10 protein-coding genes are annotated in these 22,950 nt (G+C 45.4%); 6 read left to right on the forward strand and 4 right to left on the reverse strand.

Annotated features, from left to right (window positions below; translation table 11 throughout):
• Positions 1–380 precede the first annotated feature (380 nt).
• Positions 381–2,411 carry a bifunctional serine/threonine-protein kinase/formylglycine-generating enzyme family protein gene (locus QUA01_RS21085; RefSeq protein WP_333090315.1) on the forward strand — a complete coding sequence of 677 codons (2,031 nt, stop codon included), beginning with the start codon at positions 381–383 and terminating at the stop codon, positions 2,409–2,411.
• A 22-nt stretch (positions 2,412–2,433) separates the two neighbouring features.
• Here QUA01_RS21085 and QUA01_RS21090 read toward each other — a convergent pair whose 3' ends face one another.
• Positions 2,434–2,994, reverse strand: a complete 561-nt coding sequence (locus tag QUA01_RS21090) for a Uma2 family endonuclease (RefSeq protein WP_333090314.1) — start codon at positions 2,992–2,994, stop codon at positions 2,434–2,436.
• Between the two features lie 132 nt (positions 2,995–3,126).
• Positions 3,127–4,896 (reverse strand): DMT family transporter, encoded by a 1,770-nt coding sequence (locus QUA01_RS21095; protein WP_333090312.1) that lies wholly within the window; start codon positions 4,894–4,896, stop codon positions 3,127–3,129.
• Between the two features lie 621 nt (positions 4,897–5,517).
• Between QUA01_RS21095 and QUA01_RS21100 the strand changes: the two genes are divergently transcribed.
• Both QUA01_RS21100 and QUA01_RS21105 read left to right on the forward strand, forming a co-directional pair.
• Positions 5,518–8,853: a non-ribosomal peptide synthetase gene (locus QUA01_RS21100; protein WP_333090311.1), complete on the forward strand. Its 3,336-nt coding sequence runs from the start codon at positions 5,518–5,520 to the stop codon at positions 8,851–8,853.
• Between the two features lie 147 nt (positions 8,854–9,000).
• On the forward strand, positions 9,001–10,437 hold the full coding sequence (locus tag QUA01_RS21105; protein ID WP_333090309.1) for a PepSY-associated TM helix domain-containing protein: 1,437 nt from the start codon (positions 9,001–9,003) through the stop codon (positions 10,435–10,437).
• A 152-nt stretch (positions 10,438–10,589) separates the two neighbouring features.
• On the opposite strand, the gene QUA01_RS21110 is transcribed toward QUA01_RS21105, so the two are convergent.
• Positions 10,590–11,690, reverse strand: coding sequence for an alpha/beta fold hydrolase (locus tag QUA01_RS21110; protein ID WP_333090307.1), 1,101 nt, complete (start codon positions 11,688–11,690; stop codon positions 10,590–10,592).
• A 163-nt stretch (positions 11,691–11,853) separates the two neighbouring features.
• Here QUA01_RS21110 and QUA01_RS21115 point away from each other — a divergent pair, with 163 nt between their 5' ends.
• Genes QUA01_RS21115 through QUA01_RS21125 form a run of 3 tightly spaced genes read left to right on the forward strand, consistent with a single transcriptional unit; the run spans position 11,854 to position 21,899 of the window.
• Positions 11,854–16,926, forward strand: a complete 5,073-nt coding sequence (locus QUA01_RS21115) for an amino acid adenylation domain-containing protein (RefSeq protein WP_333090306.1) — start codon at positions 11,854–11,856, stop codon at positions 16,924–16,926.
• Positions 16,926–17,756 (forward strand): HEAT repeat domain-containing protein, encoded by an 831-nt coding sequence (locus QUA01_RS21120; RefSeq protein WP_333090305.1) that lies wholly within the window; start codon positions 16,926–16,928, stop codon positions 17,754–17,756. Before QUA01_RS21115 ends, QUA01_RS21120 begins: the two co-directional genes overlap by 1 nt.
• Positions 17,757–17,774: 18 nt before the next feature.
• Positions 17,775–21,899, forward strand: a complete 4,125-nt coding sequence (locus tag QUA01_RS21125) for a non-ribosomal peptide synthetase (protein WP_333090303.1) — start codon at positions 17,775–17,777, stop codon at positions 21,897–21,899.
• Positions 21,900–22,437: 538 nt separating this feature from the next.
• On the opposite strand, the gene QUA01_RS21130 is transcribed toward QUA01_RS21125, so the two are convergent.
• Positions 22,438–22,872, reverse strand: coding sequence for a hypothetical protein (locus tag QUA01_RS21130; protein ID WP_333090302.1), 435 nt, complete (start codon positions 22,870–22,872; stop codon positions 22,438–22,440).
• Positions 22,873–22,950 lie beyond the last annotated feature (78 nt).

Genomic DNA, 22,950 nt, shown 5'->3' on the forward strand with positions numbered 1-22,950 from the left:
TGGTTATTAAATGGGATCGAAAAATCAAAAATAAAGGCAATGCTATTTTATCCGGTTTAGCTGCGTAGCAGCTTATCAAAATTACGAGTGGGTCGATATGTCGATGCTGGCTTCACAACATTAAGCCGATAATTCTAGAGTGTTTAATTTGATACTAATTGCTACGGATGTCGATCGGACTACTATTTTTTATCTTCAAATCGATTTCTTATAACTCTTCAGGATTTGGCAGGAGAACCCGCCTCGACAAAGCTTAACATCCTGGCCGCCTCGACAAAACTTAAATTACAATCCAGAACACCTTGCAAATTGTTACAGATCCATCAGTAACCCGAAAAGATATATGATAACCTTAACCGGATCATTTCTTCCCCAAGGATATGTTCTACTGCTCAAATCCAAGGTGCTCTAATCCTTTCAATCCCGACAACTCTAAGTTTTGTCAAAGTTGCGGCGAATCAGACCTCACGCCCCTCTTCAGAAACCGCTACCGCGTAATTCGGCCGTTGGGCGAAGGAGGATTTGGCAGAACTTACGAAGCGGTAGATATCGATCGCATGGACGATTCCTGCGTCATCAAGCAGTTTTCCCCCCAAGTTCAGGGAACATCAGCACTTCAAAAGGCTACAGAACTGTTTAAGCAAGAAGCGAAACGACTTTACGAACTCGGCGAACATCCCCAAATTCCTCGATTAATTGCTTATTTTGAACAAGACAAGCGGCTTTATTTAGTACAAGAATTGATTGAAGGGCAAAATTTACTGGCTGAATTAACTCAGCAGGGCGCTTTTAACGAAGAAAAAATTTGGCAGTTACTGGCAGATATATTGCCAATTTTGAAATTTGTACACGATCGCCATGTCATTCACCGAGACATCAAACTTGAGAATATCATCCGCCGCCGCACCTCAGCCAGCTCATCCCCGCCAAAAGCTGCAAATTTTCGCAATTCGGCTTTCCGCAGAGGAGGGCGGGGAGAGTTAGTTTTGATTGATTTCGGCGTCTCCAAACAAGTTACTGGTTCCCATCTAAGCAAAGTTGGCACCACCGTAGGCACGCCCGGATATTCCCCGGTAGAACAAATGCGGGGTCAAGTTTTCCCCGGAAGCGATTTGTATAGTTTGGGGATAACTTGTCTCAGACTGCTAACTAAATGTTTGCCACAAGTTGACGGTTTCGATGACCTTTACGACCCGATTAACGGCGGATGGATTTGGAGAGAACGCTTACCAGCAGGCACAAAAGTTAGCAGCGAATTAGCAATAATTTTAGATAAATTAATTCAAGATTATCTCAAAAATAGATATCAATCTGCTGATGAAGTAATCAAAGCTTTAAATCTCTATTCTCTACCTCCTCCACCTCACTGTGGTAATGGTGGACAACTTACTTTAAATTATGCTCAACCCAAGGTAGCCCTACCTCCGCTAAATGCTTATTTGAATGAGATTGAACAACTTGCTCTCAACAGTCAGAGCCAGCAAAGCCGACAAATAAACAGCAATATCTCGGTTAATCCGAGTGGAAAATTTCATAGCAATCCGCCTCGGAGCAAAGTAACACAAAGTATTGCTACTGTCAAAAGCACCTTTGAATTTCAGGTAGTGACAGTAGACAATCGCGGGCAGCAAACTAATCTTAACAGCCGCAAAGCGCGTTTTTTTGAAGAACATCTCGGCAGCGGTACAGTCATGGAAATGGTATCTGTTCCTGGCGGTACTTTCCTGATGGGTAGTCAAAAAGATCGGGGTGACAGCGACGAAAAACCGCAGCACTCAGTAACTTTAGCTGCTTTCTATATTGGTAAATTTCCAGTCACTCAGTCGCAATGGAATGCTGTTGCAGCGCTGCCGGAAATTAAAATGTTTCTCAATCCTGAGCCTTCCCGTTTTAAAGGTGTCAATCGACCGATCGAAAATGTATCTTGGTACGAAGCGGTGGAGTTTTGCGCTAGACTTTCTCGCAAAACTGGTAAGAAGTATAGCTTGCCTAGCGAGGCGCAGTGGGAATATGCTTGCCGGGGGCAAACTATGACGGCGTTTCACTTTGGGGAAACGATTACCAGCGAGTTAGCAAATTACAACGGAAATGCTAATTATGCTGATGCGCCGAAGGGAGTTTATCGATTTCAAACGACAGATGTTGGCAGTTTTAAACCGAATGCTTTCGGATTGTACGATTTCCACGGCAATGTGTGGGAATGGTGCGGGGATGCTTGGCACAGTAATTATAAAGGTGCGCCTGTTGATGGCAGTGTTTGGGTGTCTGGCGGGGACTATTCGCTGAGGTTATTGCGGGGGGGCTCTTGGAACGATCGCCCTCCGAATTGTCGCAGCGCGTGCCGGCTTCGATATCAGCCGGATTGTAAGGCTAGTATTGTGGGTTTTCGTGTGGTTGTTTCTGTTGTTTGATATTGTATCCGCACTTTTTAACTTAACTAAAACTCAACCAGCTAAAAACTGTTTCAACAGTCAATTCTAACTCAATTCCATTAAGTATTGGCAAATCAGTTGCACCTTCGTACAATTCCACTCTTTGCCCGGGAAATACCGCTAAAATACTTTCTTCTTCTGGAATCATTAACCACCCCAATTCAGTGCCTTGTTGCGAACAAGCAAGTAATTTAGCAAGCACTTTTGTTTGGCTTTGTTCGGGAGAAAGAATTTCAATCGCCCAGTCTGGATAAATCTCAAAGCGGTTAGCAATTCTACCAGATGATAGAAAGGGAATTCTTTCCCACCGGAATACTGCTACATCTGGGACGATTGATGCACCGCCGAAAGTGCAACGTAACTCTGGAAAAGCATAAGCAATCTTTGGTGTTTCGACTATTTGGTTGATTACATTGCAAAGCTTACCCTGCAATCTGCTATGTTCACCTTGAGGCATGGGTTTTTGAATGATTTCTTTGTTGATATATTCGCAAGCTGGCTCTGTTTCTGGAAGTTTTAGGAACTCCTCTAAGTTGGGCGATATTTTAATGACTGTAGTCATAGGTCAAATCGATTTTAGATTTTAGATTTTAGATTTTAGATTTTAGATTTTAGATTTTAAATTGGATAGGTATCAGAACCCCGACTTGTTTAAGAAGTCGGGGTTCTGATACTATGAAGGACAATTATTGCCTCAACTAGCCTTCTTCTGAGGAGCCACCATGCGTTCTACACTCATAGCAGCCACGCTCAATGTCACCACAGCCATGCCAATAATTGCCAAAGGCTGCAATTTCTCATTGATAATGACAAACCCGAAGAGTGCGGTCATCGCCGGCCCCAAAGTGCCAATTACGGAGGCTAAGGCTGCCCCGGCAAACCGGATGGCAAAATTGTTCAAAAGATAGCTAAACAGCGTTAACACCCCTAAAACAACGCCTCCAAAAATCAAACCCGGCCATACATTTGGGTCGATTTGAGGAGCTAAATTTTCCGAGAGCGGCACCCACAAACTCAGGGCGGAAAATACAAAAATCGTGGCGAAATTAACTAAACTAAAAGGAATCGGGTGCAGCTTGCCCGCGGCCATTTGCGTCAGCAATACGTAACCTGCAAAGGTAATGCCAGCACCGAGTGCCGCAGCGACTCCCACCCCGACATTGCCGCCGCCGGGAGCTGGCGCTGCAAAACTCGGCCAGCCGGCTAAAATCAAACCTGCGGTAATTCCGCAGATTGCCAAAAAGCTGATCGTGCTTGGGCGAGCGCCAAACAAGATCCAAGAACCGAGTACGGTGACGATCGGGTAAATAAAGAAAATCGTAATCGCAATCCCCGCCGGAATATTGCCGATCGCCAAATAAATCAAAACCTGAGACAAAAACAGAAAAAATGCGCTTCCTAAAACCTTGCTCCACAAAGCGCGATCGCCCGACTGGAACAACCGCCTAATATCTTTCCACACAGAAGGATACAGAAAAGTTGCCAATATTGGCATCAAAGCCATCACCACGATCAGCCGCATCAACAAAATCAACAAAGAATTGCCAAAACCAGGAGTTACCACCCCCGGAACTTCAAACAAGCCAAAAATCATCCGAGGATTTCTGCTTTTAATCAAAATTCTCAAACAAACATTAAACAGCGACAATACCACCGCCGAAGACAAAGCCAAAATCAAACCTGCTTGCACTTGAGAACCTGCTTGAGCAATTGCAGCAGAACCTGAAGAAGGCTGCGGCACAGAGTCCCGCGGCGCATCCACAGGTGCTGGCGCTATAGCTGGGGGGCGGACAGAATTAGCTGATACTTCGGGATAGGAATCTCTAGCATCGAAAGGATTGTCAAGATATTCTTCTTCTTCTTGTTCGAGTTCTTCCCTGATGCGGTTTACAAGATTTTGTAACAGCTCTTCCCCTTGCCGCTCTAGGGTTTGCATATTATTGAGCCGCATGGAAAGCTCGCTTTCGTAGCTGCTCAAATCTTGTTCGAGCATCTGGAAACTGCGATCGATCCTTTGATCCAGCGCCGCCAGCAACTCCGAGGCCCGTTCGTCGTAGTTGCTCGGCGGCATCGGTATCGGGAATTCGCCGCTGGGAATAGGGCTGCTGAGAGAATGTCCCGAGTTAGCACTGAGTTCGCTGAACCGCTGCACCAACAAATCCTGCAAATTGTGAGCCAAAACTTGAGCCAACTGCTTCAGCCACAATTGCTGCTGCTGAATGTATCGCCCAGACAGAGATTCCATTTGCTGGGACTGCAATTTGCGATATTGCTCTCTGAGATCTTCAATATCGTCAATCAGGTGATTTTTTTCACTTTCGAGCCGAGTAATGTCCTGATTTAACTGGCCTTTGACATTTTGGTGCAAAGCGTCCAGTTCCTGAATCACTGAGTGGAGGACTTCCTCTGCTGATTGTGCATCCCCTGGGTCGTCTTTTGACGAGTATACGTTCCGCTGCGCCATTAGCCTATAACCTCTAATTTAAACTGCACGTTCAGTGTTCTTAAGTATTTTTGCAAAGTAGAGCCCAACTTCCAGTCATTTTCTGTAAAAGATCCCTGACACTGTTTAATCAATATTAGTCGCTTGGGTTGAAGATGTGAGAAAATTGCGATCGCCCCAAAAACACTTTGTGCAATTAGAAATCATACTACAGCTTGACCTGTACACCGATTGCTCTAGGTCATTCTCACATCTGACACCAGTTTGCCAAAAGAATGCCGCTGCTGTTGTGCCCCAAACCCCGATTCAGTCACTTCTCTATTTTTTGACCGCAATCGGCAGCGACAGTTTTTGACACCCAACAGTAGAATGAGGGTTCCAGCGCAATCTGCCTGCATTCGACAACGCTACTGCTGAGTTCCCAACCCAAGTTCTCTTTAAGCATTCGCACAAAACTCCGAGAAACCCGGTTTCTGGGTTAATTTCTCCTCACTAAACCCAAAACTCCGAGAAACCCGGTTTCTGAGGATGTTAAAAGTGTCATTTTTTTACTCGCGAAAGTTTTAAGAGGCGATCGCACCATCAAAAAGCCACCCCGCGCCATCAAAAAATTAACACATCCTATCCCGAAGAGCAACAGATATGGCATCCGAAATTTTTGACGATTCCTTTACAAACGATATAGAAAAACTGAATATTTCCTCAGAAGCCGAAGTGTTTGTCTTTCCGGCATCATTTGCCCAGCAGCGCTTGTGGTTTCTCGACCAATTCGCACCGGAAAACCCTTTCTATAATGTAGTAACAGCACTGCGCTTAACTGGTTCCCTCAACTTAACAGCATTAGAGCAAACCTTCAACGCAATAGTGCAGCGACACGAAACTTTGCGAACGACTTTTGCAGCGGTATCAGGCAAACCAGTGCAGATAATCTCTGCCACTTTTAAGACTAATTTACAACTATTAGAACTGCAACATTGGCCACCAGAACTACGGGAAACAGAAGCAAATAAACTCACCGCAGCCGAATCTCTTCGCCCTTTCAATTTATCCACGGGGCCGCTGATGCGAATCACCATCCTGCGGCTGACAGAAACAGAGCATATTCTCTTGCTAAATATGCACCACATAGCCTCCGATGATTGGTCTATAGGTGTGCTAATTAGAGAAGTGCAGGCTATCTATACAGCTTTGATAAATCAACAGCCATCTCCCCTACCAGAATTATCACTTCAATATGCAGACTTTGCCGAGTGGCAGCGCGAATGGTTGCAAGGTGAAGTATTAGAAACTCAACTAGCTTATTGGCGGCAGCAATTGCACGGGATTTCTGTGTTAAATTTGCCCACAGATCGCCCTGCACCAGCTAGGCAAAATTATCGGGGAAAAACTCAATATTTAGAATTGCCGAAAAAGCTGAAAAACGCACTTCTAGCGCTCTCGCAGCGAGAAGGAGCGACTTTATTTATGACATTGCTCGCAGCATTTCAAACTTTGCTTTACCGCTACTCGCAACAAGATGATATTGTTGTAGGTTCGCCGATCGCCAATCGCAACCGCAGCGAAATAGAAGCATTAATCGGTTTTTTTGTCAATACTTTAGTGCTGCGAACAGACTGCTCGGGAAACCCGACATTTCGAGATTTTTTGGGCCGGGTGCGGGAAGTAACCCTGGGAGCTTATGCTCACCAAGATTTACCTTTTGAGAAGCTCGTCGAGGAATTGCACCCAGAGCGATCGCTGAATCGCCACCCGCTGTTTCAGGTAGTCTTCGGGCTGCAAAATGGGCCTGTGGACGAGCTAGAATTGCCAGAATTAAAGTTGAGTTCTTTTCATTTGGAGACGCAAACAACGCGCTTTGATTTAGAGCTGCATTTGTGGGAAGCTTCCGATAATTTTAGGAGCAGGTACGGCGAACATTGGGAAGATTCGGAAGGCCTCCGAGGCTTAGCTGTGTACAATACGGATTTATTTGATGAAGTTACGATCGCCCGAATGCTGAGGCATTTTAAAACGCTGCTGGAAAGCATTGTGGCTAATCCAGAACAAAGAATCGCTAACTTACCTTTATTGAGCGAGGATGAAGTGAATCAATTATTCAGAGAATGGAACGATACTCGGACAGATTATCCTCAAAATAAGTGCATTCATCAGTTATTTGAAGAGCGGGTCCAGCAGCATCTGGAGGATGTCGCCCTAACTTTCGACAGCCAAAACCTGACTTACAGAGAACTCAACAGCAAAGCCAACCAACTGGCGCATTACCTACAAAAACTGGGCGTGGGGGCGGAGGTTTTAGTGGGGCTTTGTGCAGAGCGATCGATCGACGTAATTGTCGGGATGTTGGCTATACTGAAAGCGGGAGGAGCTTACCTACCGTTAGATCCGAGCTATCCGCGCGATCGGCTAAACTTGATGCTGGAAGATGCTCAAGTTAAAGTCTTGCTAATTCAGGATAAATTAATTGAGAATTTCCGAGACTTCTCAAACTCGGTGATTTACTTCGATCGCGACTGGGAACACATAGCCAAAGAAAGCGCCGAAAATCCTGCCAACACCGTAACAGCAGACAACCTAGCTTACGTTATTTACACCTCTGGCTCAACAGGAAAACCCAAGGGAGTTGCTGTCACCCACAAAGCAGTAAATCGGCTGGTACTCAACACCAACTATATAAAAATAGAACCTACCGATAAAATTGCCCAAGCATCAAACGCCTCATTTGATGCAGCCACATTCGAGATTTGGGGAGCCTTGCTTAACGGCGCTCAACTCGTGGGAATTAGCACAAATATTACCCTTTCACCTCACGATTTAGCCTTAGAACTGCGCCAACAAGGTATCACCGTCTTGTTTTTAACAACTGCCTTATTTCAACAAATTGCTAGAGTTTTACCGCAAGCTTTTAATTCACTGCGCTGCTTGCTGTTTGGTGGAGAAGCGGTCGATATGAGATGGGTTAAAAAAGTTTTCAAACAAAATCCAACCACTCAATTAATTCACGTTTACGGGCCTACAGAAAATACCACATTTTCGGCTTATTATTGCGTGCAAGACGTACCCGAAACCGCAACATCGATCCCTATTGGCCGTCCGATCGCCAACACGCAAATTTATCTCCTCGATGCGGATTTGCAGCCGGTGGCGATCGGTGTTATGGGTCAATTGTACGTCGGCGGTGACGGATTGGCGAAAGGCTACCTCAACCAGCCGGATTTAACTGCTGCTGCATTCATTCCCAATCCTTTTAGCAATAAATCAGGTTCTAGGCTTTATAAAACAGGTGATTTAGGTCGCTATTGGGTTGACGGCAATATCGAGTTTTTAGGCCGCGTTGACGACCAAGTAAAAATTCGTGGCTACCGCATCGAGTTGGGAGAAATTGAAGCGGCTTTGTGCCAGCATCCACAAGTGCGCGAAGCAGTAGTAATTGTGAGGGAAGACATCCCCGACGATAAACATTTGGTAGCTTATGTTATTCCTGACGGCATTAATGGAAAATCAGAAAGTCACAATCTAAAATCAAGTGACTTGCGCCAATTTTTGAAAGAAAAGTTACCAGGATATATGGTTCCTGCAACTTATGCAGTGTTGGAGAATATGCCACTGACGCCTAATGGCAAAGTAGACCGCCGCGCCTTGCCCGATCTAGATACAGACAGCGAGGATATAACAGAAAATTATGTAGCGCCTCGGACTGATCTCGAAAAGGCGATCGGGAAAATTTGGGCTAATGTTTTGGGAAAACAGCAGGTTAGTATCTACGATAATTTCTTTGAGCTAGGTGGGCATTCCCTGCTAGCAACTCAGTTAATTTCTCGCATCCGGGACGCTTTGCAAGTCGAGTTATCGGTCAGCAATTTGTTTGAGGCTCCGACGGTGGCGAGTCTGGCAAAATACATTGAAACAATGCGCTGGGCTGCGAAAGGTTTGGATACTCCCAGAACTGACGAAAATGAGCGAGAAGATGTGGAATTTTAAGGTTTTACATAATTGCGGGATGATTTTGATTCTTTTGTGGAATGACCGTCCAAAAGTGGGGAGCATCTCTGTTTGACAGCCTGTCTTTTGACATTGTTCATACTTGTATAGCACAATGGTTTTTTGTCGATATTTTGGCAAACAAAAATGAGTAAATTGAACAGCGTTTTGAACCCTTCACTGGTTGCTGAACCTCCCAGTAATCGTTTTTATCGCACCGTTTGGCGATGGCACTTCTATGCAGGCTTGTTTGTTATTCCTTTCATGCTGATTTTGTCAGTCACAGGCATCATTTACCTGTTTAAACCGCAATTAGATGCTGCGATGTATCACCAGAATATGTTTGTGCAGCCTGCGGATGTGGTGATGCCTTATACTCAACAGGTGGCAGTTGTTCAACGAACTTATCCTGATGCCAAAGTAACAAAATTCACGCCGAGCGTTGCGTCTAATCGTAGTGCTGAAGTGACGATCGCGACTAAAGATGAAAGAACGCTAGCCGTTTTCGTGAATCCTTATACGGCTCAGATATTAGGCGATCGCGATGAAAACAATAATCTCCAAGCGATCGCACGCAAAATTCACGGCGAACTGATGATCGGAAAATTGGGAGATTATTTAGTAGAGCTTGCTTCCTGTTGGGGGCTTGTGCTGCTGATTACAGGATTGTATCTGTGGTTGCCTCGCGGCAAAGTAACTTTTTTAGGAACATTAATTCCGCGTGTGTGGAGTCAGAATAAGCGGGTATTTTGGCGGGACTTACACGCCGTTTCGGGATTTTATGGCGTATTGCTAATTGGCTTCCTCATCCTCAGTGGACTACCCTGGACAGGTTTTTGGGGAGATACCTTCGCTCGTTTGTCGAACTACTACCCTGCACAAATGCGGGATAACGTGCCTCAATCGACAACACTCACAGGCTCCCTCAATCAGCAGGGCAATCAAGTTGTGCCTTGGGCAGTAGAGCAATTACCAATTCCTAAATCGAGTACGCCTAGAGATGAGCATCATTCAGGACACAACGAAGTTATCGGGCGAACTCTTGCTGATTCGTCCGTAAATCTAGATTCTGTTGTAAATTTAGCTCAAGCAAAAGGCGCACCCCCTGGATTTAGTGTTAGTTTTCCAGAATCCAACACGGGTGTGTATACGGTTTCGGCATTTCCAAATAATCCGGCGCAAGAAATTACTTTGCACATCGATCAATACAGTGGCAAAGTATTAACAGATGTGCGGTGGAAGGATTACGGGTTAGTACCCAAAGTCGTATCAATGGGAATTTCAATTCACATGGGAAAATATTTTGGATTGAGCAATCAACTACTGATGTTGTTTGCATCCTTAATTTTGATTGTGCTTTCAGTAAGTGGTACGGTGATGTGGTGGCAGCGTCGTCCGAAAGGGACGGGTTGGCTCGGTGCGCCTGCAATGCCCACCCATGTTCAGGGATGGAAAGTGCCACTCGCAATCGTTGCTGTTTTAGGGATTGCCTTCCCGCTTGTAGGACTTTCACTCGTCACCGTTCTGCTGTTGGATTATTTCGTTTTGGCTCGTATTCCTGCCCTCAAGCGCATTTTCAGTTAAACGTGGAAGGGTGACAAAGAGGTCTAGGAACTAGACCGAATCAGTGCGTAGGTTGGGCCCGGAGGGAACGAACCCTCCGTTTCACTCCGCCCAACATTTTCGCTACAATTTTCCTTAACTGAACCGTATGGGATTTTAACTCACATTTTTAGTCACGAAATTTCAGTGCAGAATGCCCTGACAGCTTGGGCAAACTCTTGGTTGTGTTCCATTAATGCCATGTGTCCTCCTCGCTTGATAGTAACTAGCTCTGCTTGAGGTAATTCTGCTTTCATTCGCAGGCTAGCTGGGGGGGTAGTTGCGATATCTGAATCGCCGCAGATCACCAACACTGGAATATCAATTGATGGCAAAGTTTTTGTTTCGTCAAATTTGAACATTCCCAGTGTGCCGCGAGCGAGAACGCCGGGAGAACCCAAGGCTGATAATAAAGCAGAAAACTCTAATTGACCGCGCGTTTCAGTGCCTTTAAATCCCGATAATTCTACACTGATGTGCAGTGAACCATTGAGATAGCTCAGCCAAGTCATTCCCCACATAATGGGTTCAAGAGCTGCGGTGAGGTAGAGCAGAGGTTGGAGCAGCGGCTTTTGCAAAGCGCGTAATAAACCGCTAAAAATAGCAGTTTTGACGGGATTAGTATAAGTCGTATCTACCAGAATTAAACCAGCTACTCGACTACCGAGAAGTTCTGGGAAAAGCCGACTGAATGTTAGAGCAATCATGCCACCCATGCTGTGTCCGAGTAGGATAACAGGTTTAGTTCCTGCTATGGCAATGACGGCTTCGAGATCGCGGGCAAATTTTTCTAGGGAGTAGTCGCTGTTTTTTGGTCGAGTAGATTTTCCCAAACCTGGAAGATCCCAAACAATCACTCGGTAGCGATCGGTTAGTTGCCGTTTCGCGTAATACCAAACCATACTGTTCGGCCCCCAACCATGTGAGAGAATAATCGGCTGTCCGTCCTCTGGGCCGTAGAATTCTACTTGTAAAATAGTGCCATCAGGCCTCTCTACCCGCTGAACCGTACCCGTCCGGATCGGCTTGGGTTCGTCAGCACCGGGGCGGCGGAACAGCGGCAAACTGATAAAGCGGCCGCCAACAGACCAAAGAAGCATCAAGACTCCGCTGACTAAGTAGGAAATCCCTACAAGTTGGCCGATGTACCATTCGTAAATAATATATATACCTCCGCCAAGTACGCCGATCGACAGCAGTCCTAGCAGCCATAGGAACAGGAAATTGAAGGGCATGAACGGCATAAGCTGAAACCTTGGGTAGGATTTTGGTTGCGGATTCAAACAGAATCATACTCAGGTTAGGCCACAGTCGGCAAGCGGTAAGTTAAGCTCTTAATTTGTGCGCTGGTAGAATTTATTTTATTGATTTGCCCAAGTAATCACAGGATGACTCAAAATGCCCGATCCAAAAATACCGAGTTCATCGCCAAATGCCAGAGATTCTGTCACGGTGGAGTTAGTTGAGTTTTTATCTTACCTTCGCAGTCTAGATATTAATATTTTTGTTGAGGGCGATATCCTGCGCTGCAACGCTCCCGAAGGAATGATTACACCAGAACTGCGTGCCGAAATTTCTCATAAAAAAGCTGAAATAATTTCATTTTTAAAAGCAGCTAATCGTACTTCTAGTTTCACTCCTACACCGATTGTTCCTCTGGGGCGGGACGGAAATTTACCGCTTTCTTTTGCACAGCAGCGCTTGTGGTTTCTCGACCAATTAGTCCCGAACAATCCCTTCTATAATGTTCCCGCAGCCTTGCGTTTGACAGGTTCGCTCAAGTTTTCGGCGCTGCAACAAACCTTCAATGAAATTGTGCGCCGCCACGAAGCTTTACGGACGACTTTAGCAGTAGTTTCGGGCCAACCTGTTCAGAGAATAGCTGCTGCTTTCCACCTCCCGATTAATGTAGTAGACTTGCGAAACTTGCCAAAAGAATCTCGACAAACTGAAGCAAACCGGCTCACCGCCCAGGAAGCGCAACGTTCTTTCAATTTGTCCAATGACTTGTTGCTTCGAGTCACATTATTGCAGTTAGATGATGCCGAATATTTACTAATGCTGAATATGCACCACATTGTCTCCGATGGTTGGTCTATCGGAGTGCTTATTCAGGAATTAGGCGCACTTTACACGGCATTTGCTAGCGAAAAACCTTCGCCTTTACCGGCTTTGTCAATCCAGTACGCTGATTTTGCAAAATGGCAGCGCGAATGGCTGCAAGGGAAAGTTTTAGAAACGCAGCTTGCTTACTGGAGACAGCAGTTAAACGGCATTTCTATGCTAAATTTGCCTGCGGATCGCCCCAGGCCTGCAATTCAAAGTTACCGAGGCAAAAGGCAATTTTTGCAACTGCCAAAACAACTGAGCGAGGCTTTAGAAACCTTGAGCCAGGGCGAAGGAGTGACGCTGTTTATGACAATGCTGGCAGCTTTTAAAACGTTGCTTTACCATTACGCGCAGCAAGAAGATATTGTTGTAGGTTCGCCGATCGCCAATCGCAACCGCAGTGAAATCGAAGCATTAATAGGTTTTTTTGTCAACAGTTTGGTGTTGCGTACAGATTTGTCGGGAAATCCAACTTTTCGGGAACTTTTAAACCGAGTCAAAGAGGTAGCATTAGGAGCTTACGCTCACCAAGATTTGCCGTTTGAGAAGTTAGTAGAAGAACTGCACCCCGATCGCGCGTTGAACCAAAATCCCTTATTTCAGGTGGCGTTTGCGCTGCAAAACGCGCCGGGGAATCGGTTAGAATTGCCAGAATTAATGCTCAGCCCGCAGCAGTTGGATGTGGGTACAGCGCGGTTTGATTTGGAGTTTCATTTGTGGGAGCGATCGCCCAACAGCTCGGGAAGCAACCAATCGCCCAGCAATAAGCTGTGGGTTGATAGCTCGGAAGGCATCAGCGGCATGGTTATTTACAGCGCCGATTTATTTGATGAAGCTACGATTACCCGCCTGATCGGGCATTTTCAAGCCTTGTTAGAGAGCATTGTGACAAATCCCGAACAGCGAATTGCCAACTTGCAATATTTGAGCGCCCAAGAGCGCTATCATTTGTTAGTTGAATGCAACAATACTCAGGCGGATTACCCGCAAGATTTGTGCGTCCATCAGCTATTTGAAATGCAGGCCGATCGGACACCGGATGCGGTGGCGCTGGTATTTGGAGAGGAGCGAGTCACCTATCGAGAGCTAAATCTCCGCAGCAACCAACTAGCACGTTATTTGCAAAAAATGGGGGTTGGGACGGAAGTTTTAGTCGGGCTTTGCTGCGGGCGATCGCTCGATCTGATCGTGGGAATGTTGGGTATCCTGAAAGCGGGAGGAGCTTACCTAATTTTAGATCCGAGCTATCCTGCTGAGCGATCGAGCTTTATGGTAAAAGATGCTCAAGTGTCAGTATTGCTTACCCGCCAGGGAATAAATTCCCTGTCTAATAGCGAAAGTCGTCTAAAGACGACTGAAGGAGGACAAGTTTCCAGTCGGCTTCAGCCGACTTCAGCTATGAGCCAGGGAATTTATTCCCTGGTGGATGATGGCGAAGTGCAAAATTTAGAAACACAGTCAGAGGATAAAATTCACCATCCAAGGGTTGTTTTTCTAGACACAGATTGGGAGATGATTTCCCAAGAAATCGCCGACAATCCCACCAGCGCCGTCACAGCCGAAAATCTGGTTTACGCGATTTACACTTCCGGTTCCACGGGAAAGCCGAAAGGAGTTGAAATTGAGCACGGGAGCCTGTTAAATCTCGTTTTTTGGCATCAAAGAGAGTTTGGCGTGTCAGCGGGCGATCGAGCAACGCAAATTGCTGCGATCGGCTTTGATGCTTGCGGGTGGGAAATTTGGCCTTATCTCGCCGCAGGATCTAGCATCTACTTTCCAGAAGATGACATCAGGCGAGATCCTGAAAAACTGCAAAACTGGTTAGTATCAAACGCCATTACAATTAGCTTTTTGCCAACACCTTTAGCCGAGAAAGTTTTGCTATTAGATTGGCCTCAAAATACAGCGTTGCGAATTTTGCTCGCAGGCGGCGAAAAACTGCAACAACATCCTTTAAAATCCCATCCATTTAAGCTAGTAAATAATTACGGCCCAACCGAGAACACCGTCGTCACAACTTCCGGTTATATTCCTGTAACAGAGCAAACAGACATCGCCCCGACAATTGGTCGCCCTATTGCTAACACTCAACTCTACATATTAGACAAATATTTGCAGCCCGTACCAATGGGGGTTGTTGGCGAATTGTACATCGGCGGAAACGGACTCGCTCGCGGCTACCTCAACCGCCCAGATTTAACCGCACAAAGCTTTATTGTCAATCCTTATTCAGACACCATTCTCAATGACTTGTTTAGGAACAGGCAAGATGCCTGTTCCACAAGAGATGAATTTTCTTGTGGAACAGGCATCTTGCCTGTTCTCGATAAGAGTGCAACATCTCAGTTTAAACAAAATTCAAGAGAGCGAATTTACAAAACCGGCGACTTAGTGCGCTACAGATGCGATCGCAACCTTGAATTTTTAGGACGCATCGACGAACAAGTAAAAATTCGCGGTTTCCGCATCGAATTAGGAGAAATCGAGACAGTATTAACTCAACATCCGGCCGTGCAGCAAACTGTAGCAATAGCTTCGGAAAATGGACAGGGAGATAAACGTTTAGTAGCTTATATTGCCCTGAATCCTGAATATAGCAGTGCCAGCGAAAAAAACCAAATAATGCAATTGCAGGACGAACAGGTTTTGCAGTGGCAAATGCTCTACAATGAAACTTACAATCAACCTGCTGTTGACTCAGATCCAACATTTAATATTGTCGGCTGGAATAGCAGTTATACTAATCAGCCAATCCCAGCAGAACAGATGCGCGACTGGGCGAACAATCAAGCCGCCCAAATTTTAGCTTTGCAGCCGAGCAGAGTGTTAGAAATTGGCTGCGGCACAGGTTTGTTGCTGTTCCAAATTGCCTCTCGCTGCACTCAATATTGCGGAACAGACTTTTCACCTATTTCGCTCAACTATATTCGGCAGCAATTGGCAAATCAACAGTTAGCTAATGTAACGCTGCTTCAGAAAATGGCGACTGACTTTGAAGGAGTAGAGACAGCAGCTTTTGACGCAGTAATTCTCAACTCTGTCGTGCAATATTTCCCGACTATCGACTATCTCGTGCAGGTGCTAGAAGGTGCGGTGAAAGCAACTGCCCCCGGCGGCTTTATATTCATCGGAGATGTCCGCAGCTTGCCGTTGCTGGCAGCTTTTCACGCTTCGGTACAACTGTATCAAGCCGAACCTTCTCTCGCGGGCGAAAAGTTGCAGCAGCGAGTACAAATGCAAATTTTTCAAGAAACAGAGTTAGTTGTTGAACCAGATTTTTTTAGCGCCTTAAAACACCGCTTTCCGCAGATTGGCGGCGTAGAGATTCAATTGATTCGCGGTAGTTATCATAATGAGTTAACTGCTTTTCGGTACAATGCTATTTTGCATATTGCGTCTGAAACAGCCCGCCCTATATTATCGCAAAAAGGGGAGTGGGGCGCAGAAAAAAGGCTGGATTGGTTGGATAAAAATCAGAATCTGACTGTTACCAAGGTGCAACAAATATTATTGGAAAATCAACTCGATGTTTTAAGAATTGCTAATGTGCCTAATGCGCGGGTAACGGCAGCAGTTAAGGCGGCAGAATTGCTGTCTGTTGTCGATAAATTTCCAACAGCAGGTCAGTTGCAGAAAGCCGTGGAAAAAGTAGAGGATTTAGGAGTCGATCCCGAAGCTTGGTATGCTTTGGAAGTTCCGTATAATGTTAATATTAGTTGGTCTAATTCCGACAGTCAAGGGCGCTACGATGTAGTGTTTGCACGGGGCAAAACTAGAGATTTTGTGCCAGAAACCAGAAGCGATAACTTGCGTCCTTGGCGCTCTTATGCTAACAATCCCTTACAAGCTAAAGCAGCGCGTAAATTAGTGCCGCAGTTGCAGGCTTATCTAGCAGAAAAACTGCCGGAATATATGGTTCCGTCGGCTTTTGTAGTGCTGGAGTCGCTACCTGTGACGGCTAACGGAAAGGTCGATCGGCTCGCTTTGCCTGCACCGGAGCCGATTAAGTTAGAATGGGCTGGCGGTTATGTTGCGCCTCAGACTTCTATTGAGGAAGTTTTAGTGAAAATTTGGGTTGAGGTTTTGGGGATAAAGCGAGTGGGTATCCGGGACAATTTCTTTGAATTAGGAGGCCATTCGCTGCTGGCGACTCAGCTTGTTTCTAGAGTGCGAGATGCTTTCGGAGTAGAGTTGCCTTTGCGCCGGGTTTTTGAAGCGCCGACAATTTCAGAATTATCTAAGATTGTTGAGAGTTTGAAAGATAAGAATGCTAAAAGTGATGCTCCGGCTTTAGTGCCTCTTTCTCGCGAAAAACGTCGCGTGAAGCTGTCATCGCTGAACAGAGAAAATAAAGACAGATAATGTTTGAGACTAAAATCCGCAAATATATTAACTACTTGGGAGATACAGAATACATGGCTGAGGTTGTTGCATCGCCTGGGGCGGTTGATTCTATGATTAAGTTCCTCCAAAGTAACGATCGCGAAATTATTAACGATACTTGTTTTTTTATTAGAGATTTTGTCCTGAGTTGTTCTCAAAATCATACGTGCCGACAATCTTGGGAAAGCCAGCTAAAGTCAGCTATTATCCCAGAAATTGAAAATTTGCTTTTTGCGGATAACCATTTCATCCGCAAAGACGCAATTTATACACTAGGAAAAATATGCAGCTACGACAGCATACCAGTAATGCTTAATGCCTTTTATCAACTCCGTGATCGAGACCCAATTTTACTGCCGAGACTTATAGGAGAGTTATTTTGGCTGGGCATCAATAATCCCTGGGATATAATTGACAGTATGGCAGTCAGCGATCGGTACACAACTCGGTGGGCTGTCGTGGATGTGTTGGGGAAATTTGGTTGCAACTCGCCAAATGATGAAGACTTTTTGAGGGCACACAAATTATGCGATCGACTTCGACGCGATGCACATCATCTCGTCAGAGAAGAAGCAGAATATAATTATCAATATTTAGAATTGCAGCGTCGAAAGCATCAAGAAAATATGTCTAAGGCTGAGTACAGACAACAGAGGAAGGAATTAAAAAAAATTAGCACATTTTTGCCTTTTGGTAACATTATCAGTCAGTTTGGTCATTATATGTACGAGCGCAATTTACATACATATACCATTGAAGAGTTAGAAACATTTATAAAAAAAATTAAAAATAGTTTGGAGATTATCTGAATTTGGGCAAAATTAATTATGAGTGAGTTAAGATCGCTAATGAGCCACAACATCGAAAACAACTGCCCCAAAACTGATGAGAACAAACTAAATTTAGAGCAAGAAACAGAAGTTTTCGTCTTCCCCGCATCGTTTGCTCAGCAGCGGCTTTGGTTCCTCAATCAATTAGCACCGGGTAATCCTTTTTACAATGTCTCAGCAGCGCTCCGCTTAACTGGTTCGCTCAACTTAAGATGCTTAGAGCAAACTTTCAATGAAATTGTGCAGCGGCACGAAACTTTACGCACCACTTTTACGCTTTTGGAAGGGGAACTCGTACAAGTTATTGCTCCAATTTTAACGGTATCTATCCCCACAATCGACTTACAAAATCTCTCGCCAACTCAGCAGGAAACCGCAGCGCTGCAACTCGCAACCGATGCAGCGCAATGCCCTTTCGATTTAGCCGCAGGGCCGTTATTCAAAGTAACGCTGCTACAACTCAGTGAAACAGAACATATATTGTTGCTCAATTTACATCATATTGTGGCTGATGGTTGGTCGATTGGAGTGCTAATTCGAGAGCTGGGAACGCTCTACACAGCATTTGTAAAAAATGAGATCTCGCACTTACCAGCACTGCCCGTGCAGTACGCCGACTTTGCAGAATGGCAGCACCAATGGTTGCAGGGCGAAGTATTAGAAACTCAGTTAGCTTATTGGCTGCAGCAGTTAAAGGGAATTACCACACTCAATCTACCAACAGACAGGCAAAGACCCGCCGTTCCATCCTACCGCGGCGCTAAACAATTTATAACACTATCACCTGCTTTGAGCGAGGCGCTAAAGTCATTGAGCCAGCAAGAAAGCGCGACTTTATTTATCACTCTACTAGCCGCTTTTCAAACTTTGCTATACCGCTATACAGGACAAGTAGATATTGCAGTAGGAACGCCGATCGCCAATCGCAACCTGAGCGAAATAGAAGCATTAATCGGTTTTTTTGTCAACAGTTTAGTGCTGCGTGCAGATTTATCAGGAAACCCAACTTTTCGGGAACTATTGCATCGGGTAAAAAACGTCGCAATGGCAGCCTACGCCCACCAAGATTTGCCCTTCGAGAAGTTGGTTGAGGAAATGCACCCCGATCGCGAGTTGAGCCGCAACCCCCTATTTCAACTTAGTTTCAGCCTGCAAAACACTCCTGTAGCAGCGCTAGAATTGCCGGGAATCGTTGGAGAGGCGATCGACTTTGACGCGGGAACCGCCAAGCTCGATTTAGAGTGCCACTTGTGGGAAAATGCAGGGAGTATTCAAGGCCAATTTGTCTACAGCACAGACTTATTTGATAGCGCTACAATTGCGCGCATGGCGGGACATTTCCAAAGGGTGCTCGAAGCCATTGTTGCCAATCCCACACAGCACCTCAACGACTTGGCTTTGCTGACAGCGCCAGAATACCAGCAATTATTAATCGATTGGAATGACACTCAGAGAGATTATCCGCAAAACCAGTGTTTCCATGAGCTATTTGAAGAGCGAGTCGAGCTCGCGCCCGATGCTGTAGCCGCCGTCTTTGAAAACCAGCAGTTAACCTACCGCCAACTCAACAGCCAAGCCAACCAACTTGCACATTACTTGCAGCAATTGGGAGCAGCACCAGAAATTTTAGTGGGCCTTTGTGTAGAACGTTCCTTAGATGCGATCGTCGGATTGCTAGGCATTATCAAAGCAGGCGCAGCCTACCTGCCTTTAGATCCAACTTATCCTCAAGAGCGCCTTAACTTCATGTTAGAAGATGCTCAGGTGTCGATTTTGGTAACTCAGCAGCACTTAGCAAAAAACTTGACGCAGCCGGAAAATTACGGAGTTTTTTCAGTAGTGTGTTTGGACTCCCACAGAGAAATTATCGCCCGACAAAGCCCAGAAAACCCAACTACAAATATCATACCCGAAAACCTAGCCTACGTCATTTACACATCTGGTTCAACCGGAAAACCCAAAGGCGTTTTAATCGAACATCGGGGACTATACAACTTAGCGATAGCTCAAATAGAAGCTTTTAACTTAAACTCAAATCACCGCATTTTGCAATTCGCATCCCTGAGTTTTGATGCCTCAATCTTTGAGATTGTCATGGCCTTGGGAACCGGAGCAACACTTTACTGTGCCAAGAAAGAATCTTTGTTACCCGGACAAACATTAATCCAATTTTTGCAGGACAATGCTATTACTCACGCTACCCTCCCGCCCTCGCTGCTAGCTGTCCTTCCAAACGCCGAACTTCCCGCACTGCAAACAATCATCTGTGCTGGCGAATCCTGTTCCCCGGATATTGTTAAACGCTGGGCTTCCCGGCGCAGATTTTTTAACGCTTACGGCCCTACAGAAGCGACAGTCTGGTCAAGTTTGGCCGAAATTAGCGAGCCCAAAAAACCGCCAATCGGCCGCCCAATAGCTAACACTCAACTCTATATTTTAGATAAAAATTTACAGCCTGTACCCGTTGGAATTCCCGGTGAATTGTACATCGGTGGCAGCGGATTGGCGCGAGGCTACCTGAACCGCCCCGAATTAACAGCCCAGAGATTTATTGCTAATCCCTTTAGCCAGAAAGCAGGAGAACGAATTTATAAAACTGGTGACTTAGCCCGCTATTTTCCCGACGGCAATATTGAGTTTTTAGGCCGCACTGACGAACAGGTAAAAATTCGCGGCTATCGAATAGAATTGGGAGAAATTGAAGCGCTGCTGGTTCAGCATCCAGCAGTCAAAGAAACAGCGGCGGTTGCTGTGGATGATTTGTCTGGCAACAAACGCCTAGTTGCTTATGTCGTCCCCAATCACAATCAGACGCTTAATCCCGTGGGAATGCGGAATTTCCTCAAACAACAACTGCCCAATTACATGATTCCCAGTGCTTTTGTGGCGATCGACTTTCTGCCCCTAACTCCCAATGGCAAAATCGATCGCAACCGCCTAATATCGCCGCAGAATCTCACTAGCAATTCAACAGATAAAAGCTGCATTGCACCTCGCACGCCAACCGAGTCAACCCTCGCCCAAATTTGGTCAAAAATCCTTAACACAGAGCCAGTTGGCATTGGCGACAACTTCTTCGATTTGGGTGGAGATTCCCTGCTCGCAATCCGCCTCATCAATGAGATTAACCAGCAATTTGAGCGCGAGTTGTCGCTGTCTGCTCTTTTTTTAAATCCGACAATTGAAGGTTTAGCAGATTCGCTAGATTCAGGAACAAATTCTGAGGAATGGTCGCCGTTAGTGGCAATTAAGCCTCGCGGTAAAAATCCGCCTTTCTTCTGCGTTCATCCCATCTTTGGCGTGGTATTTCCTTATGTCGAGTTAGCATTTCAGCTAGGAGAAAATCAACCGTTTTACGGGCTGCAACCTAAAGGGATTGACGGGGAAAGTTCTCCGTTAACTAGCATTGAAGACATGGCGGCTGACTACATCGCAGCCTTGCGTACAGTTCAACCAAAAGGGCCTTATTTTTTAGGAGGTTGGTCTTTTGGAGGTTTGGTGGCTTTTGAGATGGCTCAACAGTTACTCGCAGCGGGTGATGAAGTGGCTTTGCTGGCTGTGCTGGATACTTTAGCGCCGGTTGCTGCTAACAAACCTTCTGTTTGGGACGGTTGCAAGTTTATTCTGACTACTGTTTCCCGCTCTATCTGGCCTTTTGTGGTCGATTATTTTCGCTTGGTGGCTGCTGCGGAAAATGTGCAAGTTGGCGGTATTGCTGCCAGGTTTCCTAAATTAAATAAGCTGCTTAATTGGGCAGCTAATTTTTGGCATAGCTGGAATTGGAAGCAGGCGATTATGGTTAGTATCCTATTTCAGGAGTCAAAAGAACGGAGCTGGCGCGAGCTGGCAATTCCCTCGATGTTTACTGTATTTCAGGCTAATAGTCAAGCAACTCTCAGCTATGTACCGAAAATTTATCCGCAGCGAATTACTCTGTTTAGATCGAGGGAAAAGCTAAGCATGAGTCATCAAGATCCGACTCTTGGCTGGAGCGAATTAACGACCCAAAAAGTAGAGGTGATTAGAGTTCCTGGGAATCATCTTACTATGCTGAGAAAGCCAGGGGTCGAGGTGCTGGCTCAACAGCTAAAGCATTGCTTGGAGAAGGAATTAAGTCATTGAGTGGCGCGCGTGCTGGTGCGCCGCAACCGGGCTTGATGTGCGAAATTGCTATTAGTCCTGAATCCGATCTTCATCTGCGTGAATCAGCGTCCATCCATTGTCATCTGCGGTTTACATTCTCTTTTTTTAACCGCAGATGAGGGCAGATAAACACAGATTAACCTGGACTTCCCCCTGCAAATATACTTACATAGGCTCAAAAGCCTATCATTGCAAAAGTTTCCATTGTTGAGTAAAATTTCTGTAGCCATGTAGGTTATTCACGCCTGGAAGCTTACGCCAATTATATTGAATCTATTGCGTTCTGCGCGATCGCCAAAAACGGCTATTGCTTTAACTTGGGTACAGTTTTTTCACTCAACAATTGAAACCTATAGCAATCCGATCTGAGTCTCACAACACAACGCCCTCTTGTCTTCCTAGACTTCTTGTATAGCAAGACTTTCAGATTTTACAGAGCGAGAAAATCACTTAGGATTGCTATATAATGGGTAAATGTTTTAGATATTTTATTACATTTGTACGGGGGAAGTCCTGTTTAACCGCCCAAGTATTTACTACCGTCCTCAGAAAATAACGATTTTAAAATTTCCCATTCTTCATCCGTACCTAAGCCTTCCCAATAAGCCCATATCCAATTATCCCTTAGTGTTTCAACTGTTTTCTTTTCGTCTTCTGTCCATAGGGTTTCATCAGTAGTAAGGGGGCGGTCTTCCAATAAACTTGAAAGCTCATAAATAAGTTCGCCTACTTTAGGTTTATCTAAAACTTTAGTACCACGGTATTGATTATCACTGTCAAACAAAGGTCTAAGTAACTCATAATATCCGTCCTTATCACTCAAATCACTAGACCAGTGATTGTACAATTCCATTACAGCTTTATATTTATGGATATTCCAAGTAGTGCTATCAGGACTTCTGGGACAGCGTTTAATGAGCTTTTTAATGTCTTTAATTGTAGGTTCGGGCATAGTTTTAGGTCAGGCGATTGGTACGGTGGTACTGAAAAGGGTTAAAACCATTAATTCACAAGACTTTGAGGATGTCCA

Origin of the sequence: Microcoleus sp. S36a_B3 (assembly GCF_036700745.1) — a bacterium.
Classification (GTDB): domain Bacteria; phylum Cyanobacteriota; class Cyanobacteriia; order Cyanobacteriales; family Microcoleaceae; genus Microcoleus.